This is a genomic window from Mesorhizobium sp. M1143 (assembly GCF_040318435.1).
Classification (GTDB): domain Bacteria; phylum Pseudomonadota; class Alphaproteobacteria; order Rhizobiales; family Rhizobiaceae; genus Mesorhizobium.
The window spans coordinates 244,671-262,981 of sequence record NZ_JAMYMJ010000001.1 but is presented as its reverse complement, the minus strand read 5'-3'; the positions used below and the strand labels follow the sequence as shown (position 1 = coordinate 262,981).

Sequence of the window (18,311 nt, the reverse complement as noted above, 5' to 3'; positions counted from 1 at the left end):
GCAGATGAGACGATCGCATGTGACGACCGTGTCATTGCTCGCAGCGCTCGTGCTGGCCGCTTGCACCAACGCCAAGGACGTCCTTGAGCCGTCCGCCATCACGCCGCCGGCAGCCTCGGCTCAGCCCTTGGCTGCCCCGGGCATTGCGCCCGCCGCCACACCAGCGCCGGCCGTCGGCGCCACGACACCCGCCAACCCCGCGCAGAGCGCCGCCGCTTTGTCGAAGACCCGGCTGCAGATCGCGCCGATCGTCGGCGCCTCGGTGGAAGCGGCAACGCCGCTGACGGCCGAACTGCAGACACGCGCCAAGCAGCGCGGCATCACCCTTGCCGGCAGCGCCGACCAAGCCGCCACCCATGTGCTGAAGGGCTACTTCTCGACGATGACGGAAGGCAAGGACACCACCGTTATCTATGTCTGGGACGTCTATGACCCCGCCGGCAACCGGCTACACCGCATCAATGGCCAGCAGAAGGCGCCCTCGGTCAATGCCGCCGAAGGCTGGCCCGCGGTTGCACCCGCTACCATGCAGGCGATCGCCGACCAGACGATCGACCAGTTCGCGGCCTGGCTCGGCGGCAGCGCCGGCTGATCCGCCTGTTACCGGCTTCCGTTCACTGTTGACGTTTTTGAGATTAGCCGGCGGATTCCCGTCAACGAGGCTTGCAATACCGGCACGGCTCGCTACAAGCCCGATTAAGAGGACCTCCCCATCCTTCGCCAGGAACGGTGCATGAAGCTTTTCGCGGGCAATTCCAACCGGGTGCTGGCCGAAGCGGTCGCCCGCTATCTCAATGTCCCGCTGGGCAAGGCCAGCGTCAGACGCTTCGCCGATCAGGAAATCTTCGTCGAAATCCAGGAAAACGTGCGCGGCGAGGATGTCTTCATCCTGCAGTCGACCTCGTTCCCGACCAACGATCATCTGATGGAACTGCTCATCATGATCGATGCCTTCATGCGCTCCTCGGCCAAGCGCATCACCGCGGTCATCCCATATTTCGGTTACGCCAGGCAGGATCGCCGGGCCTCGGGCCGCACACCGATCTCGGCGAAGCTGGTCGCCAACATGATCACCCGCGCCGGCGTGGACCGCGTCTTGACGCTCGACCTCCATGCCGGCCAGATCCAGGGTTTTTTCGACATTCCGACCGACAATCTGTTCTCGGTGCCGGTGATGGCCCGTGACGTGAAGGCAAAATACAAACAGCTTGCCAATGTCGTCGTCGTCTCGCCCGACATCGGCGGCGTGGTGCGCGCCCGCGCGCTCGCCAAACGCTTCGACGCACAACTGGCCATCGTCGACAAGCGCCGCGAACGTCCCGGTGAATCCGAAGTGATGAACATCATCGGCGCGGTCGCCGGCAAGGATTGCCTGCTGATCGACGACATCGTCGATTCCGGCGGCACGCTGTGCAATGCCGCCGATGCGCTGCTCGCCAACGGCGCTACCAGCGTCACCGCCTATATCACCCACGGCGTGCTGTCGGGCGGTGCGGTCGCCCGGATCAGCGGCTCGAAGCTGCAGGAACTGGTGATCACCGATTCCATCCAGCCGACGCAAGGCGTGCTCGACGCCCCGAATATCCGCGTCATCTCCATCGCCGACCTGATGGGCGAGGCGATTTCGCGCACAGCGACCGAAGAGTCCGTGTCGAGCCTGTTCGATTAATCCATGTTGCCCGAAAGCGTGCCCCCGGGCCTGGCTCGGGGGTAATCTCGTTTTTGGAATCTGCCCCAAACCGTCGTGAAAGGAGCGCAGCTGATGCGCAATCGAATCAAGGCTGCAGGCATCGCAGGAATGCTTCTCGCAATCGGCATCGCCAGCGCGGCCTATGCGCCGACAATCGCTCCGGTTTCGACCGCGCAGGCGCAAACGGAATATCTTCCCACCGAAAAGGATTTCATCGGCAAATGGAGCATCGCAGGGTCCGCAATCCGGCCACCGCGTGATCTGAAAGAGCCGGCGAAGCCCGACCAGGAAGCGGCTGCGACCGAATTTCAGCAGACTGTGACCGCCTTTTATGGCGCCTTCGACTATCTGGAGATCACGGCGGACGGCCGCTACAATTTTTACCAACCGGGTGACCCGGCATCGGGGCCTTGCGTCTGGTGCGGGACATGGTCGTTCAAGAACGATTCCCTGTGGCTCGAACTGGACACGGCGCCCAGGCTCGACATCTACGCCGAGGGCGGCGACATGCAGATGACCTACACGGCCGAGCCTGAAGAGACGTCACGATACAAATGGCTTGTTTTCAGCTGGACCAAGGCTGATTGAACTGAGGGGTGAGGCGTTCTCGCGCACGCCAACCGAAGCATCGGTGTCAAGCCCGATCTCCTGAGGCGGGCAGTCAGTCCATGGTTGCATTGTGCGAGGAGTTCACCATGGCCATACTGCCCCTCCAATCAACGGAGGAGTAGCAGATGCGGCGTAGGACTTTGCTCGGGCTCGCGGTTTCCATCGCAGCCACCCTTTCAGCACCGGCGGCCTGGGCCGCCGATTTTCCGGACCGGACCATCACCATGGTTGTCCCCTTTTCCGCCGGTGGCTCGACGGATCTGGTCGCGCGCCTGGTCGCCAACAAGATGTCCGAAAAGCTGGGCCAGCAGATTGTCGTCGAAAATGTCGGCGGCGCCGGGGGCAGCATCGGCGCTGCCCAGGTCGCCCGAGCCGAACCGGACGGCTACACGATCCTGATGGGCACGGTTGCCACACACGCTCTCAACCCGCTGATCCTGAAAACAAAGCCCTACGATGCGGAGAAGGATTTTGCGCCGGTATCGTTGCTCGTCCTGGTGCCGAACGTCCTGGTCGTGAACCCTGAATTCCCCGCCAAGGACGTCAAGGAACTGATCGAGCTGCTGAAGAAGGATCCGGACAAATACGCCTATGCCTCATCCGGCAACGGCACCCCGCTGCATCTCTCGGGCGAGCTTTTCAAGACGATGGCCGGCGTCAGCATGCAGCACATTCCCTACAAGGGCGCCGGACCGGCCTTGAACGACGTTATCGGCAATCAGGTGCCGATGATGTTCGACAACCTCCCCTCTTCATCGGGCCATATCAAGAGTGGGACGCTGAGGGCTCTCGGCGTTACCACCAAGGAGCGCGTCCCCTCCTTCCCCGACGTGCCGGCCATTGCCGAAACCATTCCTGGCTATGAAACCTACAGCTGGAACGCTCTGTTCGCGCCCGCAGGCACGCCGCCGGAGGTCGTCGCCGTTCTTCAGAAGGCGGCAGTTGAAGCCCTGAAAGACCCTGATGTGATCGCCCGCATGGCCCAGTTCAGCGCCTCGATCGTGGCCTCCACCCCGGAAGAGCTTGGAGCGCATGTGAAGGCCGAACTCGCCAAATGGGAACCGATCGTCAAGGCCAGCGGCGTTCAGCTGGACTAGGGCCTACGACAAAGTGGCTGCGGGCTTTTCCTGGCGCTACGGCGCCGGGGCCTCAAGCCGAGGCTGAGCCCGCCGCATGCCTTCGTCGCGGGCGCCGCGCATATAGCCGCGCGGCGAGGCGCCGAGCATGCGCTTGAACATGGTTATGAATGCCGGCACGCTGTCATAACCGAGGTCGAGCGCCACCCTGGTGATCGGCTCGCCGTCGGCGAGCCTGGGAAGTGCCGCGAACAGGCAGGCCTGCTGGCGCCATGTCGACAAGGACAGTCCGGTCTGGCGGTGGAAGGCACGGGTGAAGGAGCGCCGGCTCATGCCTGCGGCATCGGCCCACTCGTCGATCGTGGCATGCGGCGACGGCGCCGCCACGAAGCGTCGGCAGAGCGCCGCCAGCCTGGGATCAGACGGGAACGGCAGGCCGAGCGGCCGTTCCGGCAAGGTCGGGATCTCGTGCAGCAACAGGTTCATGATCAGCCCGCCGCGGCCTTCCAGTTCGCCGCCTTGCGGCAGCTTTTCCGATTCGACGATCAGGCTGTGCATCAGCTCGGTGATGCCGACGACGCGCAAACCTTCCGGCAGGCCGGGGATAGCACCCGGCATGACATAGACCGAGCGCATCGAGACATCGCCCAGCATTTCGACGGAATGCTCGGTGCCGGCCGGTATCCACATTGCGTGGTCGGGTGGCACCATCCAGCGCCCGTACCTGGTCGTCACCAGCACGACACCGACCAGCGCATGCAGCAACTGGCTGCGGCTGTGGCGGTGTTGCGGAACGTGGTAGCCGTCGGGATATTCGGTCGGCAAAGCCACCGCCGGCCCGGAAACCTCCTCCAGCCACTGCCAGCGGCTTTCGTGCAATCGGCCGAGATCGGCATTGCCGGCCCGGAAGATATCCCTGCGATGTGGCATCGGCTATGGCCCACTTGCGAAACTATTGGACCAAACCACGAAAGAAGTCGCCTCGCAAGCAGCTTATAAGGCAGCCATCCCCAAGGCGCTCCGCGGGGGCGTCGCCCATGCGCTTCAGACGAGCGTCCTTAAGGCGGTCCGCGGGAGCGGCCACCAAGCCTGCCCGCGGGCAAACACCCGCCAAAAGACCTCGGAGCCTGCCTTGACCGATACAGCCACCAGCATTGCACCGCAGCCAAGCGCCAGCCTCCCTTCAGCCCAAGCGACCGCCTTCACCGTCATTCTGGCGGTGAGCTTTTGCCACGGCATCAACGACATCATGCAATCGCTGCTGCCGGCGATCTATCCGCTGCTGAAAGAGAATTACGGTCTCGATTTCTGGCAGATCGGTCTTCTGACCTTCACCTTCCAGGTCACGGCGTCGCTGCTGCAGCCGGTCATCGGCATGATCACCGACAAGCGGCCAATGCCCTATTCGCTGCCCTACGGCATGGCGTCCTCGCTGATTGGCCTGATCGTTCTGGCCTATGCCGGCCACTATGCGCTGCTTCTGTTCGGCGCCTCGCTGATCGGCATCGGCTCGGCGATCTTCCATCCGGAATCCTCGCGCATTGCCCGCTTTGCCTCCGGCGGCCGCTTTGGCCTGGCGCAATCTTTGTTCCAGGTCGGCGGCAATTTCGGCCAGTCGATGGGGCCGCTGCTCGCTGCCTTCATCGTCGTGCCCTTCGGCCAGACCAGCATTTCATGGTTCGCCGTCGGTTCTCTGATCGGCATCATCGTTTTGTCGCGGGTCGGCGGCTGGTACAGCCGGATGCGCGCCGCGCAGGGCAATCGCAAGGCGGCAAGCTTCGTCTCGCCCTTCCCGCGCAAGAAAGTGATGGGTGCGCTCATCGTCCTGACGCTGCTGGTGCTGACCAAGAATGCCTACATCGCCTCGCTCTCCAGCTACTACACCTTCTATTCCATCCATAAGTTCGGCGTGTCGGTGCAGATGAGCCAGGTCATGCTGTTCCTGTTCCTCGGCGCCTCGGCGCTGGGCATCCTGCTCGGCGGACCGTTCGGCGACCGCTACGGCCAGAAGGCGATGATCTGGTTCTCGATCGTCGGCGTGCTGCCGTTCACGCTGGCGCTGCCCTACGCCAATTTCGAATGGACGATGGTGCTGACGGTGCTGATCGGCCTGATCCTGTCCTCGGCCTTCTCCAACATCGTCGTGTTTGCGCAGGAGTTGGTGCCGGGGCGTGTCGGCACCATCGCGGGGATCTTCTTCGGCTTCGCCTTCGGCATGGGCGGCATTGCAGCCGCCGTGCTCGGCGTCGTCGCCGACATGAAGGGCATCGATTTCGTCTTCCAGATCTGCTCGTATCTGCCGCTGCTCGGCCTGCTGACGGTATTCCTGCCCAACATGAAGGAAGCCAGGAAGGCGCAAGCGGCGGCCAGATAAAAACCGGTCGATTTTGCGGATTTGACGCAGGGCGCGGCATTGCTGCGCCCTCTGTGATTCTTTCACCATGCGCTGGTTGAAAAGCCTGCTAGAGATAGTCATCAACGAAGGCTTGGGGCCTTCGACGTCTCTGGGGGATGACATGCGCAAGATCGTATTGGCCGTATTGGGTGTGCTTCTTGTTACCTTGCCGGCGACGGCACGCATCGTTCCCTTTCCGCCGGGTTTCAAGACGCAGTCCGTCGGAACCAACGGCACCAAACTCTATGTGCGCGTTGGCGGCAAGGGTCCCGCCGTCGTGCTGCTGCACGGCTTTGCCGATACCGGAGACATGTGGGGCGCCGCGGCCATCGCCCTCGCAAAGGACCACACCGTCATCGTGCCGGACCTGCGCGGCATGGGTCTGTCGGCCCACCCGGAAGCGGGCTACGCCAAGAAGAACCAGGCCGTCGACATCGCCGGCGTGTTGGATGCCCTGAAGATCGACAAGGCAGATCTCGTCACCCACGACATCGGCAACATGGTCGGCTATGCGCTCGCCGCTCAGTATCCCAAGCGCATCACCAAATGGGTTATCATCGACGCGCCGCTGCCCGGCATAGGCGACTGGGAAAAGATCAAGCAAAGCCCGCTGCTTTGGCACTTCAACTTCCGCGGCCCGGATATGGAGCGGCTGGTCGCGGGGCGCGAGCGCATCTATCTCGACCGCTTCTACAACGAGTTGTCGGCTGACCCCAAGAAGATCGACGAGGCGACGCGCAGGCACTACGCCAAACTCTATGCCCGCCCGCATGCGATGCATGACGCCTTCGAGCAGTTCAAGGCGTTTGACCAGGACGCGATCGACAACCAGGCGATGCTTGCCGCCGGCGGCAAACTGACCATGCCGGTACTGGCTGTCGGCGGTGAAAAATCCGCTGGCACCACGCAGGCCGATCTCCTGCGGCTTGTTGCGACCGATGTCACGGGCGGCATCGTGCCCGCTTCCGGACACTGGATCATGGAGGAAAACCCCGACGACACCGTCAAACTGATCACTGGTTTTCTCGATAAATAGGCACTGTCCCGCTGACATTTCGACGAAAGCAAATGCACCCGCCCGGCGGCGGGTGCCTTGCCTATCCAACTGGACGATGTCTATTCAACTGAACGATTCTACGCCTTGAAGAACGCCAGCAGGTCGGCGTTGATCACATCGGCGTGGGTGGTCGCCATGCCGTGCGGAAAACCCTTGTAGACCTTGAGCTCGCCCTTCTTGAGGAGCTTGACAGCCAGCAGCGCGGAGTCGGTGATCGGAACGATCTGGTCGTCGTCGCCATGCATGACCAGCACCGGCACGTCGATGGCCTTCAGATCGTCGGTGAAGTCGGTTTCCGAGAACGTCTTGATGCAATCATAATGCGCCTTGGTGCCGCCCATCATGCCCTGGCGCCACCAATTCTCGACGACAGCCTGCGATACCTGGGCGCCGGGGCGGTTGAAGCCGTAGAACGGGCCGGCCGCGACGTCGTGGAAAAACTGGGCGCGGTTGGCTGCCTGGGCGGAGCGGAAACCGTCGAACACCTCGATCGGCAGGCCGCCGGGATTGGACGCCGTCTTCAGCATGATCGGCGGCACCGCGCCGAGCAATGCGGCCTTGGCGACACGGCCGCCGGAGCCGTACTTCGCGACATAACGGGCCACTTCGCCGCCACCGGTGGAATGGCCGACATGGATGGCGTTCTTGAGGTCGAGATGCGCTGCAAGCTCCGCGACATCGGCGGCGTAGGTGTCCATCTCGTTGCCGGTATCGGTCTGGGTCGAGCGGCCATGGCCGCGCCGGTCATGGGCAATGACACGGTAGCCCTTGGACAGGAAGAACAGCATCTGGGCGTCCCAGTCGTCGCTGCTCAGCGGCCAGCCGTGATGGAAGACGATGGGTTGTCCCGTTCCCCAATCCTTGTAGAAAATTTCGGTGCCATCCTTGGTGGTGATCGTGCTGCTGCCGGGCTTGGTCATCTCGCTCTCCATTGATTGCTTCCGCGATAATCAATATCGCGATAACCATACGACTAGCGCAGGTCCAAATCCTTGTCTACAGAAAATATGTATCGCGATATCATTTTTCGTGGTACATATTGATGTGCTCAGTCGGCAAAGGAATGCCTCGTGCCTCTCCCGTTGGACAACCAGCTCTGCTTCACGCTTTACGCCACCAGCATAGCAATCAATCGCACCTACAAGCCCATGCTGGACGAGATGGGCATCACTTATCCGCAATATCTCGTGCTGAACGCACTTGCCGAAGCCGGTGGGATGTCGGTCGGCTCGATTGCGCACAGGCTCGCTTTGGAATCGAGCACCATCACGCCGCTGGTGAAGCGCATGGAACAGGCCGGTCTCGTGACCCGCCAGCGCAGCCAGACGGACGAGCGCCAAGTGCAGGTCGACCTGACGCCTGCCGGCCGCGCGCTGCTCGTCCAGTGCAACTGCCTCAACGAAACCCTGATCGAACGCTCGGGCATGACGATGGCTGATCTCGATGCCTTGAATCGGCGGATCCAGGCGCTGCGCGAAGCGTTGAGCAGCAAGCCGGACTAGCTGCCCTACAAACACGCCAGGCTTAATCCTTGCCGGCCAGCCAGCGCATGATGTTGGCCATCAATATGCCGTAGAGCGGCCATCCCAAAAAGTCCTGCGACAGCCAGTGTGGGCCGATGTCGGTCGCCCACGCGACGGTGCGGCCACGGCCATGCTCACGAACCGCAAGCAGCGGCCAGTCCGTGCCACGATAATGGCAGGTCGCCAGAAGCTGGGACGAGCCGTCGCGCCTGAAATCGAGTTTGTTCATGCCGAGGATCGGCGGCAACGGACCCGCGACACCGGCAAGGATCGGATGCGACGCCTGAAGGATCGACGGCTGCAGGCCTTGCGGCACTTCCAGCCCGTCCGAGAATGGCAGGCAGCGCACGGGCAGCACGTCCTCGACCGGGGTGTCGTGGAAACGCGCCGTGCCGAACATGCCTTGGAACCCCATATAGCCGCCGGCCAGCATCAGCCCGCCGCCGCTTTCGACATAGGCCTTGAGGACGTCGAGGCGGTTGACGCCGATGCGCCCGGCGCGGGCCTCCGGCGTGACCAGCAAGGTCAGCGCGCCGACATCGGAGATCACCACCGCCTGGTATTCGGCCAGCGCGTCGAGGTCATACGGAAATTCGGCCGCGCAGCGATCGCCACCGATCTGCGTCACCGCTATGCCCTCTGCGGCAAGTGCGGCATTGAAGGCCGTCGCGCCGTTTACCCACGTCGCACTCGTCAGCACATCGCCGCCGGCGGCGACCGAGGTCGTCGCCGCGAAGGTCTCGCCTGCCAGCAAGAGTTTCATCGTCGCCCTCACGCTTTTCGACTGACAATTGAACGAGCGGGCGCCGGCTTGAACCGGCGCCCGCCGGGCCTTGGGAGGCTTAGAACTTAAACTCGGCCAGGTTTTCCGGCGTCACGATCTTGGCCGGGCCAAGGATCAGTTCGCCGCTGGCCCCGATCGTGTATTCGCCGAGCCTGCCCGCCGTGAACTTCTCACCTTCCTTGCCGGTGATCTTGCACTGCGCCAGCGCCTGGGCCGCCTGATAGGTCAGGTAGCCGAGATCGGTGACATTCCACCAGATATCCTGGGCAGAGCCATCCTTGATGTATTTCGAAATCAAAGTGGCCGGCGCAAGGCCGGTCAGCTTGACCTTGCCGATCATGCCGGCTTCCTCGAGTGCGCGCGCGGCCGCCGGAAGGCCAATGCCTGCCGGCACGATGATCACCTTGAGATCCGGAAACGCCTGCACCAGCGCCAAGGCCTGCTGCTGGTTGACCTGCTCGCTCTCCTCGCCATAGGCGACCTGCACCAGTTTCATCTTGGCGTATTTCGGCTCTGCCGCCATCTTCGCCTTCATGAAGTCGATCCAGGCGTTCTGGTTGGTCGCCGTCGGCGTCGACGACAGGATGGCGAACTCGCCTTCGCCGCCGCTGAGGTTGAATGCGCTTTCCAGCATCATTTCGGCCAGACTGTCGCCCTTCACCTGGTTCACGAACACCGCGCGCGCATCGGCCGCGACGTCGGAATCGTACGATATCACCCGGACGCCTTGCTGAACGGCGCGCTTCAGCGCAGGCGCAACCGCATTGGCGTCGTTGCCGGCGATAGCGATGACCCCGACCTTCTGCGACACAAGGCTGTTGATGAATTCGATCTGTGCCTCGGCCGTCGCCTGCGACGGGGCGACCTGGGTGGCGGTGCCGCCAATTTCCTTCGCAGCCTCCTCGGCGCCGCCGAAAGCCACCTTGAAGTAGGGATCGGTGTCGAGCTTGGGCAGGAAGCCGACCGTTACAGGTTCCTTGGCGCATTCTTGGCTGTATGCCAGCGAGGCCGGCGCAAGCAGAACCGCGGATGTGAGCAGGGCTATTCTAAACGCTTTCATTGTGTCTCCTCCGTCAGAATTCGGGCTTGAAGAAAGGGGCCCGAGATCACCCCTTGGTTTCGCGCAGGACGCGCGATCTTGACAGCCGCTCCTCCAGGGAGCGCCAGTAATTGCCGACCAGCAGCGAGCCGATCAGAAGCAGGCCGATGATCATGCCTTGAGCGTCGCCGCCGATCTGGTTGAGCGCCAGCACATTTCGGATGATGGCGATCAACAGCAGCGCCAGCATGACCCCCGTGAGCCGCCCCTTACCACCGAAGACGCTGACGCCGCCGAGCAGCACGATGGTGATGACATCGAGCTCCATGCCGAGCGCATTGTTGGCGCGGGCGTTGGAGAGGCGCGCGGTGTAGACGATGCCGGCGATGGCCGCGACGAGGCCCGAAACGACGAAAAGCTTCAGCACCATTTGGCGCGTGTCAATGCCGGAATAGCGCGCCACTTCGGGGCTGCCGCCAAGCGCATAGATGCGCTTGCCGGTCGGCGTCTTCTGCAGCACCACCGCGAAGATCGGCGCCAGCAGCAGGAACGGCACGATGGTCCACGGGATTTGTGTGCCCGGCAGATTGCTGATGCCGAAATCGACAACCGCCGGCGGCAATATGTTGACCGAACCGGTGCCGAGCAGGATGTAGCCAATGCCCCGATACAGCGCCATGGTGCCGAGCGTCACCACCAGCGACTGCAACCCGAGGCCCGACACCAGATAGCCGTTGAAGGCGCCGAGCAGGCCGCCGAAGACGAGCGTCAGCGGAATGGCGGCCAGCGTCGGCACGCCGGCCTGGACAAGCAGGCCAAAAATCACGGATGTCAACGCCAGCACCGAGGCGATCGACAGGTCGATCTCGCGGGTGATGATGAGCAGCGTCATCGGCAGGATCAGCAACGCCTTTTCCGAGGCGCTCGCCCCCAGCTGAGAAAGGTTAAAGCCGGAAACGAAATTCGGCACGAAGACCGCCGCATAGATAAAGACGGCGAGGCAGGCGGTCGCCAGCAGCAGATCCCAGAAGTCGATCGAGCGGATAAACTTTCTCATCTCGCCCTCGCCTGTCTTGCCTGTTCGGCACGCCGCACGATGAAGGTGTCGATGCCGATGGCAACCAGGATCACCAGGCCATAGACGCCCTGCAGCCAGAGCGGGTCGACACGCACCAGCGTCAGCCCGTTCTTGATGACCAAGAGAGTGAGCGCGCCAAGGATGATGCCGAGCAGCGTGCCCGAGCCGCCGCGGATGGCGACGCCGCCGACCACTGCAGAGGCGATCACCGTGAGTTCGAAGCCGAGCGCGACGCGGGCATCGATGGTGGCATAGCGCGATGCCCACAGCGCCCCGCACAGACCGCCGAGCAGGCCGGCCATGCCGAAGGCCAGCAGGATGCGCCGGTCGACCGGGATGCCGATCAGCCGTGCGCCGTCGGGATTGGAGCCGGTGGCAAACAGCTCGCGCCCGGTTGCGGTGCGATAGAGCAGCACATAGCCGGCGCACAGGATGACAATAGCGATGATGACGATCAGCGGCACGCCTGCGATCTTCAGCCCGGTCATGTCGAGCCAGGCTTGCGTGACTTCGTCGGCGCTGACCTGGTCGCCCGCCGCCCAGATCGAGTTGAAACCGCGGAAGATCGACATCGAAGCCAGCGTAACGACGATGGCCGGGATCTTTCCCCTGGTAACGACTAGGCCGTTGAGCAGTCCGGCAAAGCCGCCGACCGCGCAGGCGGTGATCAGGCCGATGCCGATGTCCAATCCGGGATAGGCCTGAACCATGCTGGCCGCCATATAGGCGGAGAGGCCGATCACAGCTGCGATCGACAGGTCGATGTTGCGGGTGATCAGCACCAGCATCTGCGCCAGTGCGGCGACAATCAGCAAGGCCGCGTCCATCGACACAGCGGTGAGGTTCGCCGCGCTCACCATGCGCGGGTTGATGATGGTGACCGGAATGGCGACGGCGAGCATCGCCGCAAGCAGGCCGAATTCCCGCCGCTTCAGAAAATCGAACGGTCCTTTTGCCTTTTCCTCCTCGGCGGCGCGTTCTATCTGCGCTGCCTGGCCGGCACGTTCATCGGTCCTGGTCGCCGCTTCCAGTACCTTTTCCTGCGTGGCTTGCCCGCGCGAAAACTCGGCAGTCTGGCGGCCTTCGCGCAGCACGATAATGCGGTCGCACATGCCGATCAGCTCGGGCATCTCTGACGAGATCAGCAGGATCGCCATGCCTTGCGCGGCAAGGTCAGCGATCATTGCATGCACTTCCGCCTTGGTACCGACATCGATGCCTTGCGTCGGCTCGTCGAGGATGAGCAAGCGCGGCTCGGTGCGCAGCCATTTGGCCAGCACCACCTTCTGCTGGTTGCCGCCGGATAACTCTTTCACCGGCTGCCCATAGCCGGAAAAGCGCAGCTTCATGCGCTTCAGCCAGTCCGCCACCAGACCGATGGCGCGGTCGGTGCCGTAGAGACCGCGAGGCGCGGCCTTGTCGAGGACCGGCAGCACCGCATTGTCGAGGATGGAAAAGTCCATCACCAGGCTCTGGCCCATGCGGTCTTCCGAGACATAGGCGATGCGCGCGTCCATGGCGTCGCGCGCCGAGGCGAAACGCACGGGCTTGCCGTCGATCAGGATTTCGCCGGTGTCGGGCCGGTCGATGCCAAACAGCACGCGTGCAATCTCGGTGCGTCCGCTGCCGACCAGACCGCCAAGGCCGAGCACCTCACCTGCGTGAAGCTTGAGGTCGATGCCGGTAAAGCCGCCGGCGCGCGAAAGTCCCTTCCCCTCCAGCACCAGCGCGTCTGAGGCATGGCGCCGTTCGGGATAGAGGTCGGTGACTTCGCGGCCGACCATCATGCTGATGGCGGCAGCGCGGCCAAGCTCGGCTTTCGGCTTGACGCCGATCAGGCGCCCGTCACGCAGCACCGCGATGCGGTCGGCGATGCGGAAGATTTCATCCATGCGGTGGCCGACGAACATCATCGCCACGCCGTGCAGCCTGAGATCGGCAACGACGGAAAACAGCCGCTCGACCTCGCGTTGCGACAATGCGGCCGTGGGCTCGTCCATGATCAGCACGCGGGCATCCAGCGACAGCGCGCGGGCGATCTCGACCAGTTGTTGTTCAGAGGTACGCAGTGTTCCCAGCCGCGTTGCCGCCGGCACGTCGAGCCCGACGGTGGCCAGCACCTTGCGGGCGCCGGCCAGCATGGCGGCATTGTCGATGCCGCCGAAGCGGTCGCGCGGCATGTGGCCGAGATAGATGTTCTCCGCCACCGACAGATCGGGAAACAGGCCAGGATGCTGGTGCATGACCGCAATGCCGGCCGCTTGCGCGTCATGCGGCGAATGGAAGACGGCTGATTTGCCGTCAACCTCGACATGACCGCTGGTGGGAGAATGCACACCGGCCAGAAGCTTCACGCAGGTGCTCTTGCCGGCGCCGTTTTCGCCAAGCAGCGCCAGCACCTCGCCGGAGCGCAATTCGAAGGAGGCGTCCTTGAGCGCAATCGTGCCGCCGAAAGCCTTCGCCGCCTGAACCAGCGCAACGGGAACAGCCCGCACCACCGCAGCGTCGGCTTCGCTTTGTGTGCCCGAGTGCAGCACGTCTCCTCCCGGTCTAGTTATTTTTTCAATTTGCTATATTAAATAGCGCAAAGGCGCAACGGCAAAAATTGACTTCCATGGTTCCGACGCGCACTGTCGCCGCCAACATAGGCACCGTAGGGTGCGCTCGGCCGCAGGTGGTTTGCGGGCTTCGCGCCGGGAGCGGGACATTTGGGGAGTGCGGGTTTTGTCAGGGAAAGGTAGCAATTCTGTCAAAGTTCGGCACTATAATGAGCGTTTCGTGCTCGACGCCATCCGCCGCCTCAAGGAAGCGTCCAAGTCCGATCTGGCGCGCGCGGCAAGCCTGACGCCGGCGGCGGTCGCTGCCATCGTCGACGGCTTGGAATCCTCCGGTTTCGTAAAGCAAGTGGGGAAAAGGTTCGGGCAACGCGGATCGCCCTCCACGCTTTACCGGCTGACGCCGGAGCGCATCTACAGCGTCGGCATCAAGATCGGCCGGCGTGCGCTTGAAGCCGTTCTGGTCGACTTCGCCGGTGAAATCCGCGCAAGAGAGTCGCACGAATACCGCTTCCCCGATCCTGATTTGGTGCTGAAGGCCGGCAACATGGCGCTGGCCACCTTCGAAAAGCTGGTGGATGGGCTTGGCGATGCCAGCATCGTCGGCGTCGGCATTGCCTCACCCTATTTCCTCGGCGGCTGGAGCGAGGAACTCGGCTTTCCCGACGATCTCGGCAGCCGCTGGGAGGCGATCGACCTGACGACATGCTTTGCCACTCCGGCGAAGACGCCGGTGTTCGTGGAAAACGACGCCACGTCGGCGGCGCTGGCCGAACTTGTCCAGGGCGCCGGCGCCCGCTTTCGCGATTTCATGCACATCTCGATCGACACTTTTGTCGGCGGCGGCCTAGTGCAAGGCGGCAGGGTCCATACCGGGCCGCATGGCAACAGCGCTGCCCTCGGACCCTTGCCGGTCTCGCCCTCAAGCCTCGATTCGGTGGCGGCGAAGCCTGCGCGCTACCAGAGCCTGCTGCATCGCGCCTCGATCTATGTGCTGGTCAATCACCTGAGGTCGCGCGGCGTGGTGATCAATCGTGTGCGGGAACTCGATCCGTTGCCACCCGAAGCGCGCGTGCCGCTGTTCGAATGGATCGACGATTGTGCGAGCGCGCTGGTCGAGGCGATCATCGCCATCACCTCCATCATCGACATCGAGGCCATCGTTCTCGACTCGATCCTGCCCAGGCCGATCCATCTCGAACTGCTGGCAAGGGTGCAGACCCAGTTCAACCAGGCCAGCGCAATCGGCATCGTGGCGCCGGAGATCGTGTCGGGGCAATTCGGCCCTGAGGCCTCCTCGATCGGCGCTGCCATGCTTCCGTTCTCGGCGCTGCTGGCGCCCGACAGCGGCGTGCTCATGATCGGCAAGGACCGGACGAAACTGCTGAGCGCTCTGTCCACGCTCGGTGGCGCCAAGGGAAACGGATCAAATCCGCCCACCGACCTGCCGGCCTGAGCGCAATGCGGCGCGCCCAACGCACGCATCGGCCGCCCTTGCCCGCCATGGCTTGCACCCTTTCCCGCCTTCCGCTATAGAGCCGCCACCCGCGTAGACACCCTTGGAGGCAACGCGGCGGAAGGCTGCCTTCCCTTGTGATCCCGAACAAAGCTCCGCGTATGCGGTTTCTGGCATTCGGACATCCAGGCCTGGCGGCTTTCGACGTTTACGGTCCAGGCACACTGCCACCGCAAACGCTCCATAAAACGCGAAAGGAAATGCCATGAGCCACGATACTTACGAGCTCAAGGCCGAAGCGCGCGAACAGGTCGGTAAGGGGTCCGCCCGTGCAGTTCGCCGCAACGGTAAAGTGCCTGCAGTTATCTACGGCGACAGACAGCCTCCCCTGGCGATTGCGCTGAACTACAAGGACGTCTTCTACAAGATCCATGGCGGCGGGTTTTTGACCACGATCGCCACGATCGATGTCGACGGCAAGAAAATCCAGGTTCTGCCCAAGGATTTCCAGCTCGACCCGGTCAAGGATTTCCCGGTCCATGTCGACTTCCTGCGCATCGGCAAGGACACCGAGGTCAACGTCGACGTGCCTGTCCACTTCATCAATGAAGACAAGTCGCCCGGCATCAAGCGCGGCGGCGTGCTCAACATCGTGCGTCACGAAGTCGAGTTCCACTGCCCGGCCAATGCGATCCCGGAATTCATCACCGTCGATCTCACCGGCGCCGACATTGGCGATTCGATCCACATCTCGGCGGTTACCTTGCCGGCCGGCGTCAAGCCGGTGATCTCCGATCGCGATTTCACCATCGCGACCATTGCCGGCTCCTCGGCGATGAAGCCGGAGACGGAAGAGACGGCGGAAGCGGCAGCCCCCGAAGCGGCGGCTCCTGCTGCCGAAGAGAAGTAATTTTCGGGCCCGGAGTTCACGATGCTTGTCTTTGCAGGCCTCGGCAATCCGGGCGCGAAATACGCTGATAACCGGCACAATGTCGGCTTCATGGCGGCGGACGCAATTGCCCGCCGCCATTCGTTTTCGCCCTGGTCGAAGAAGTTCCAGGGCCTGATCGCCGAAGGCACGATTGCCGGCGAAAAGATTCTTCTGATCAAGCCGCAGACCTTCATGAACCTGTCGGGACAGCCGGTCGGCGAAGCCCTGCGCTTCTACAAGCTCGGCCCCGAGGCGCTGACCGTCTTTTACGACGAGATCGACCTGCCGGCCGGCAAATTGCGGGTCAAGGTCGGCGGTGGCGCCGGCGGACACAACGGCATCCGTTCGCTCGACCAGCATCTCGGCAAGAACTTTCGCCGCGTGCGCATCGGCGTCGGCCATCCCGGCGTCCGGGAAATGGTGCAGTCCCATGTGCTCGGCGATTTCGCCAAGGCCGACCGCGAATGGCTGGACGTGCTGCTCGACACCATCGCCGACGATGCCGGGCTGCTGGCCAAGGGCGACGACAGTTCTTTCATGAACCGGGTGACGCTGGCCTTGCGCGACAAACTAACGCCAACCGGCGACGACGACCGGCCGCCGCCAAAGGCGCCGAAGGCTGAGGGCCCGAAAGCTCAAAGCCACATCCGCCAGGCACGGCCACAGCAGGCGCCGGCCAAGCTGCCGGAAAGCGGCCCTATGGCCGCCATGCTGAAGAAACTGTTCGGCAAGAAGGACTGAGCGTCGATAGGATCGGGACCGCGGGGCTTGACGTTGCTCACTCCTATCGCCCATAGCCCTCATCAAATTTCTAGTTTCCCGATAGGACCGGACACATGGGTTTCAAATGCGGCATCGTTGGCTTGCCCAACGTCGGCAAGTCGACGCTTTTCAACGCGTTGACCAGGACGGCGGCGGCGCAGGCCGCCAACTATCCGTTCTGCACCATCGAACCGAACACCGGCGAGGTGGCGGTGCCTGATCCGCGGCTGCAGAAGATCGCCGCAATCGCCAAGTCTAAGGAGATCATCCCGACCCGCATCTCCTTCGTCGACATCGCCGGCCTGGTGCGCGGCGCCTCCAAGGGCGAAGGGCTGGGCAACCAGTTCCTCGCCAACATCCGTGAGGTCGACGCCATCGTGCATGTGCTGCGCTGCTTCGAGGATGACGACATCACCCATGTCGAGGGCAAGATCGACCCTGTCGCCGACGCCGATACAGTCGAGACCGAGCTGATGCTCGCCGACCTCGACAGCCTCGAGCGCCGCATCGTGCAGATCCGCAAGCGCGCCGGCAGCAAGGACAAGGAAGCAACCACCGTGCTGCCGATGATGGAGGCAGCACTCGAGCTGCTGCAAGCCGGCAAGCCGACCCGCATCCTGCTCAAGGGCATTTCAGCGGAAGACCTGCGCATCCTGCAGGGACTGAACCTCTTGACCTCACACCCCGTACTCTATGTCTGCAACGTCGCCGAAGCCGACGCCGCTACCGGCAATGAGCACACCAAGGCGGTGGAGAAGATGGCGACCGCCCAAGGCGCCGGCACCGTGGTGATCTCAGCCGCGATCGAGGCCGAAGTCGCCCAGCTCTCCGACGACGAAGAGATGGAGTTCCTGTCCTCGCTCGGCCTCGACGAACCTGGCCTCAACAAGGTCATCCGCGCCGGCTACGATCTGTTGCATCTCATCACCTATTTCACCGCCGGGCCGAAGGAGACGCGCGCCTGGACGATCCACAAGGGCGACAAGGCCCCGCAGGCGGCCGGCGTCATCCACACCGATTTCGAGCGCGGCTTCATCCGCGCGCAGACCATCGCCTACAACGACTACATCACGCTAGGCGGCGAAGTGGCGGCCAAGGAAGCCGGCAAGGCGCGCGACGAAGGCAAGGAATATGTCGTCCAGGACGGCGATGTCCTGCTGTTCAAGTTCAATACCTGAGGCGCCGCGGCTGGCGCGCTGACCGCGGCCGATCACGGCTTCGTCAAGTGGAGAGCCGGCATGCCGCGTCGCTTGACTGCCCTTGGCACCGGGTCTATGGCCGTTTGCATGCGACTTGGCCGTCCCCGTGGGAGCGGCGGAGCGTGCAAGACCCATCGCTATCAAACGAAACCTCTTG

Annotated in this window: 17 protein-coding genes; 11 read left to right on the top strand and 6 right to left on the bottom strand. The window is 63.2% G+C overall.

Annotated elements, in window-relative coordinates; genetic code table 11:
* The first annotated feature begins 4 nt into the window (after positions 1-4).
* From NKH35_RS01305 to NKH35_RS01290, 4 genes are all read left to right on the top strand, one after another.
* Positions 5-592 (top strand): hypothetical protein, encoded by a 588-nt coding sequence (locus NKH35_RS01305; protein WP_023737819.1) that lies wholly within the window; start codon positions 5-7, stop codon positions 590-592.
* 141 nt (positions 593-733) lie between these two features.
* Positions 734-1,669 (top strand): ribose-phosphate pyrophosphokinase, encoded by a 936-nt coding sequence (locus tag NKH35_RS01300; protein ID WP_023686119.1) that lies wholly within the window; start codon positions 734-736, stop codon positions 1,667-1,669.
* Positions 1,670-1,762: 93 nt separating this feature from the next.
* Positions 1,763-2,278, top strand: coding sequence for a hypothetical protein (locus NKH35_RS01295; RefSeq protein ID WP_352913143.1), 516 nt, complete (start codon positions 1,763-1,765; stop codon positions 2,276-2,278).
* Positions 2,279-2,424: 146 nt separating this feature from the next.
* Complete coding sequence (locus NKH35_RS01290; protein WP_352913141.1) at positions 2,425-3,396, top strand: Bug family tripartite tricarboxylate transporter substrate binding protein; 972 nt, start codon at positions 2,425-2,427, stop codon at positions 3,394-3,396.
* Between the two features lie 36 nt (positions 3,397-3,432).
* Here NKH35_RS01290 and NKH35_RS01285 read toward each other — a convergent pair whose 3' ends face one another.
* Positions 3,433-4,305: an AraC family transcriptional regulator gene (locus NKH35_RS01285; RefSeq protein ID WP_023825359.1), complete on the bottom strand. Its 873-nt coding sequence runs from the start codon at positions 4,303-4,305 to the stop codon at positions 3,433-3,435.
* Positions 4,306-4,507: 202 nt separating this feature from the next.
* Between NKH35_RS01285 and NKH35_RS01280 the strand changes: the two genes are divergently transcribed.
* Both NKH35_RS01280 and NKH35_RS01275 read left to right on the top strand, forming a co-directional pair.
* Positions 4,508-5,749 (top strand): MFS transporter, encoded by a 1,242-nt coding sequence (locus NKH35_RS01280; RefSeq protein ID WP_352913139.1) that lies wholly within the window; start codon positions 4,508-4,510, stop codon positions 5,747-5,749.
* Positions 5,750-5,891: 142 nt separating this feature from the next.
* The gene (locus NKH35_RS01275) at positions 5,892-6,806 is read left to right on the top strand and encodes an alpha/beta fold hydrolase (RefSeq protein ID WP_023711148.1); all 915 of its coding nucleotides are present in this window, start codon (positions 5,892-5,894) and stop codon (positions 6,804-6,806) included.
* A 98-nt stretch (positions 6,807-6,904) separates the two neighbouring features.
* On the opposite strand, the gene NKH35_RS01270 is transcribed toward NKH35_RS01275, so the two are convergent.
* Positions 6,905-7,747 (bottom strand): alpha/beta fold hydrolase, encoded by an 843-nt coding sequence (locus NKH35_RS01270; protein ID WP_352913137.1) that lies wholly within the window; start codon positions 7,745-7,747, stop codon positions 6,905-6,907.
* Between the two features lie 150 nt (positions 7,748-7,897).
* On the opposite strand from NKH35_RS01270, the gene NKH35_RS01265 reads away from it, so the two are divergent.
* Positions 7,898-8,329 (top strand): MarR family winged helix-turn-helix transcriptional regulator, encoded by a 432-nt coding sequence (locus NKH35_RS01265; RefSeq protein WP_352913135.1) that lies wholly within the window; start codon positions 7,898-7,900, stop codon positions 8,327-8,329.
* A gap of 22 nt (positions 8,330-8,351) precedes the next feature.
* Here NKH35_RS01265 and NKH35_RS01260 read toward each other — a convergent pair whose 3' ends face one another.
* From NKH35_RS01260 to NKH35_RS01245, 4 genes are all read right to left on the bottom strand, one after another.
* Positions 8,352-9,113 (bottom strand): glutamine amidotransferase, encoded by a 762-nt coding sequence (locus NKH35_RS01260; protein ID WP_023831422.1) that lies wholly within the window; start codon positions 9,111-9,113, stop codon positions 8,352-8,354.
* A gap of 79 nt (positions 9,114-9,192) precedes the next feature.
* Positions 9,193-10,194, bottom strand: coding sequence for a rhamnose ABC transporter substrate-binding protein (locus NKH35_RS01255; protein WP_023831423.1), 1,002 nt, complete (start codon positions 10,192-10,194; stop codon positions 9,193-9,195).
* A 46-nt stretch (positions 10,195-10,240) separates the two neighbouring features.
* A complete protein-coding gene (locus NKH35_RS01250) occupies positions 10,241-11,230 on the bottom strand; it encodes an ABC transporter permease (RefSeq protein WP_023831424.1) in 990 nt (329 codons plus the stop codon).
* On the bottom strand, positions 11,227-13,788 hold the full coding sequence (locus tag NKH35_RS01245; RefSeq protein ID WP_023831425.1) for an ATP-binding cassette domain-containing protein: 2,562 nt from the start codon (positions 13,786-13,788) through the stop codon (positions 11,227-11,229). Before NKH35_RS01245 ends, NKH35_RS01250 begins: the two co-directional genes overlap by 4 nt.
* Positions 13,789-14,029: 241 nt before the next feature.
* On the opposite strand from NKH35_RS01245, the gene NKH35_RS01240 reads away from it, so the two are divergent.
* From NKH35_RS01240 to ychF, 4 genes are all read left to right on the top strand, one after another.
* Positions 14,030-15,262, top strand: coding sequence for an ROK family transcriptional regulator (locus NKH35_RS01240; protein ID WP_245266130.1), 1,233 nt, complete (start codon positions 14,030-14,032; stop codon positions 15,260-15,262).
* 265 nt (positions 15,263-15,527) lie between these two features.
* Positions 15,528-16,172 (top strand): 50S ribosomal protein L25/general stress protein Ctc, encoded by a 645-nt coding sequence (locus tag NKH35_RS01235; protein WP_023686131.1) that lies wholly within the window; start codon positions 15,528-15,530, stop codon positions 16,170-16,172.
* Positions 16,173-16,193: 21 nt separating this feature from the next.
* Complete coding sequence (gene pth / locus NKH35_RS01230; RefSeq protein WP_023724958.1) at positions 16,194-16,934, top strand: aminoacyl-tRNA hydrolase; 741 nt, start codon at positions 16,194-16,196, stop codon at positions 16,932-16,934.
* A gap of 95 nt (positions 16,935-17,029) precedes the next feature.
* Positions 17,030-18,133 carry a redox-regulated ATPase YchF gene (ychF, locus tag NKH35_RS01225; protein WP_023806003.1) on the top strand — a complete coding sequence of 368 codons (1,104 nt, stop codon included), beginning with the start codon at positions 17,030-17,032 and terminating at the stop codon, positions 18,131-18,133.
* Positions 18,134-18,311: the final 178 nt, after the last annotated feature.

Coding starts and splice junctions, on each gene's coding strand:
- ychF (WP_023806003.1), top strand. CDS start 17,030: ATGGGTTTCAAATGCGGCATCGTTGGCTTGCCCAACGTCGGCAAGTCG.
- NKH35_RS01300 (WP_023686119.1), top strand. CDS start 734: ATGAAGCTTTTCGCGGGCAATTCCAACCGGGTGCTGGCCGAAGCGGTC.
- NKH35_RS01250 (WP_023831424.1), bottom strand. CDS start 11,230: ATGAGAAAGTTTATCCGCTCGATCGACTTCTGGGATCTGCTGCTGGCG.
- NKH35_RS01275 (WP_023711148.1), top strand. CDS start 5,892: ATGCGCAAGATCGTATTGGCCGTATTGGGTGTGCTTCTTGTTACCTTG.
- NKH35_RS01235 (WP_023686131.1), top strand. CDS start 15,528: ATGAGCCACGATACTTACGAGCTCAAGGCCGAAGCGCGCGAACAGGTC.
- NKH35_RS01290 (WP_352913141.1), top strand. CDS start 2,425: ATGCGGCGTAGGACTTTGCTCGGGCTCGCGGTTTCCATCGCAGCCACC.
- pth (WP_023724958.1), top strand. CDS start 16,194: ATGCTTGTCTTTGCAGGCCTCGGCAATCCGGGCGCGAAATACGCTGAT.
- NKH35_RS01270 (WP_352913137.1), bottom strand. CDS start 7,747: ATGACCAAGCCCGGCAGCAGCACGATCACCACCAAGGATGGCACCGAA.
- NKH35_RS01295 (WP_352913143.1), top strand. CDS start 1,763: ATGCGCAATCGAATCAAGGCTGCAGGCATCGCAGGAATGCTTCTCGCA.
- NKH35_RS01305 (WP_023737819.1), top strand. CDS start 5: ATGAGACGATCGCATGTGACGACCGTGTCATTGCTCGCAGCGCTCGTG.
- NKH35_RS01255 (WP_023831423.1), bottom strand. CDS start 10,194: ATGAAAGCGTTTAGAATAGCCCTGCTCACATCCGCGGTTCTGCTTGCG.
- NKH35_RS01285 (WP_023825359.1), bottom strand. CDS start 4,305: ATGCCACATCGCAGGGATATCTTCCGGGCCGGCAATGCCGATCTCGGC.
- NKH35_RS01260 (WP_023831422.1), bottom strand. CDS start 9,113: ATGAAACTCTTGCTGGCAGGCGAGACCTTCGCGGCGACGACCTCGGTC.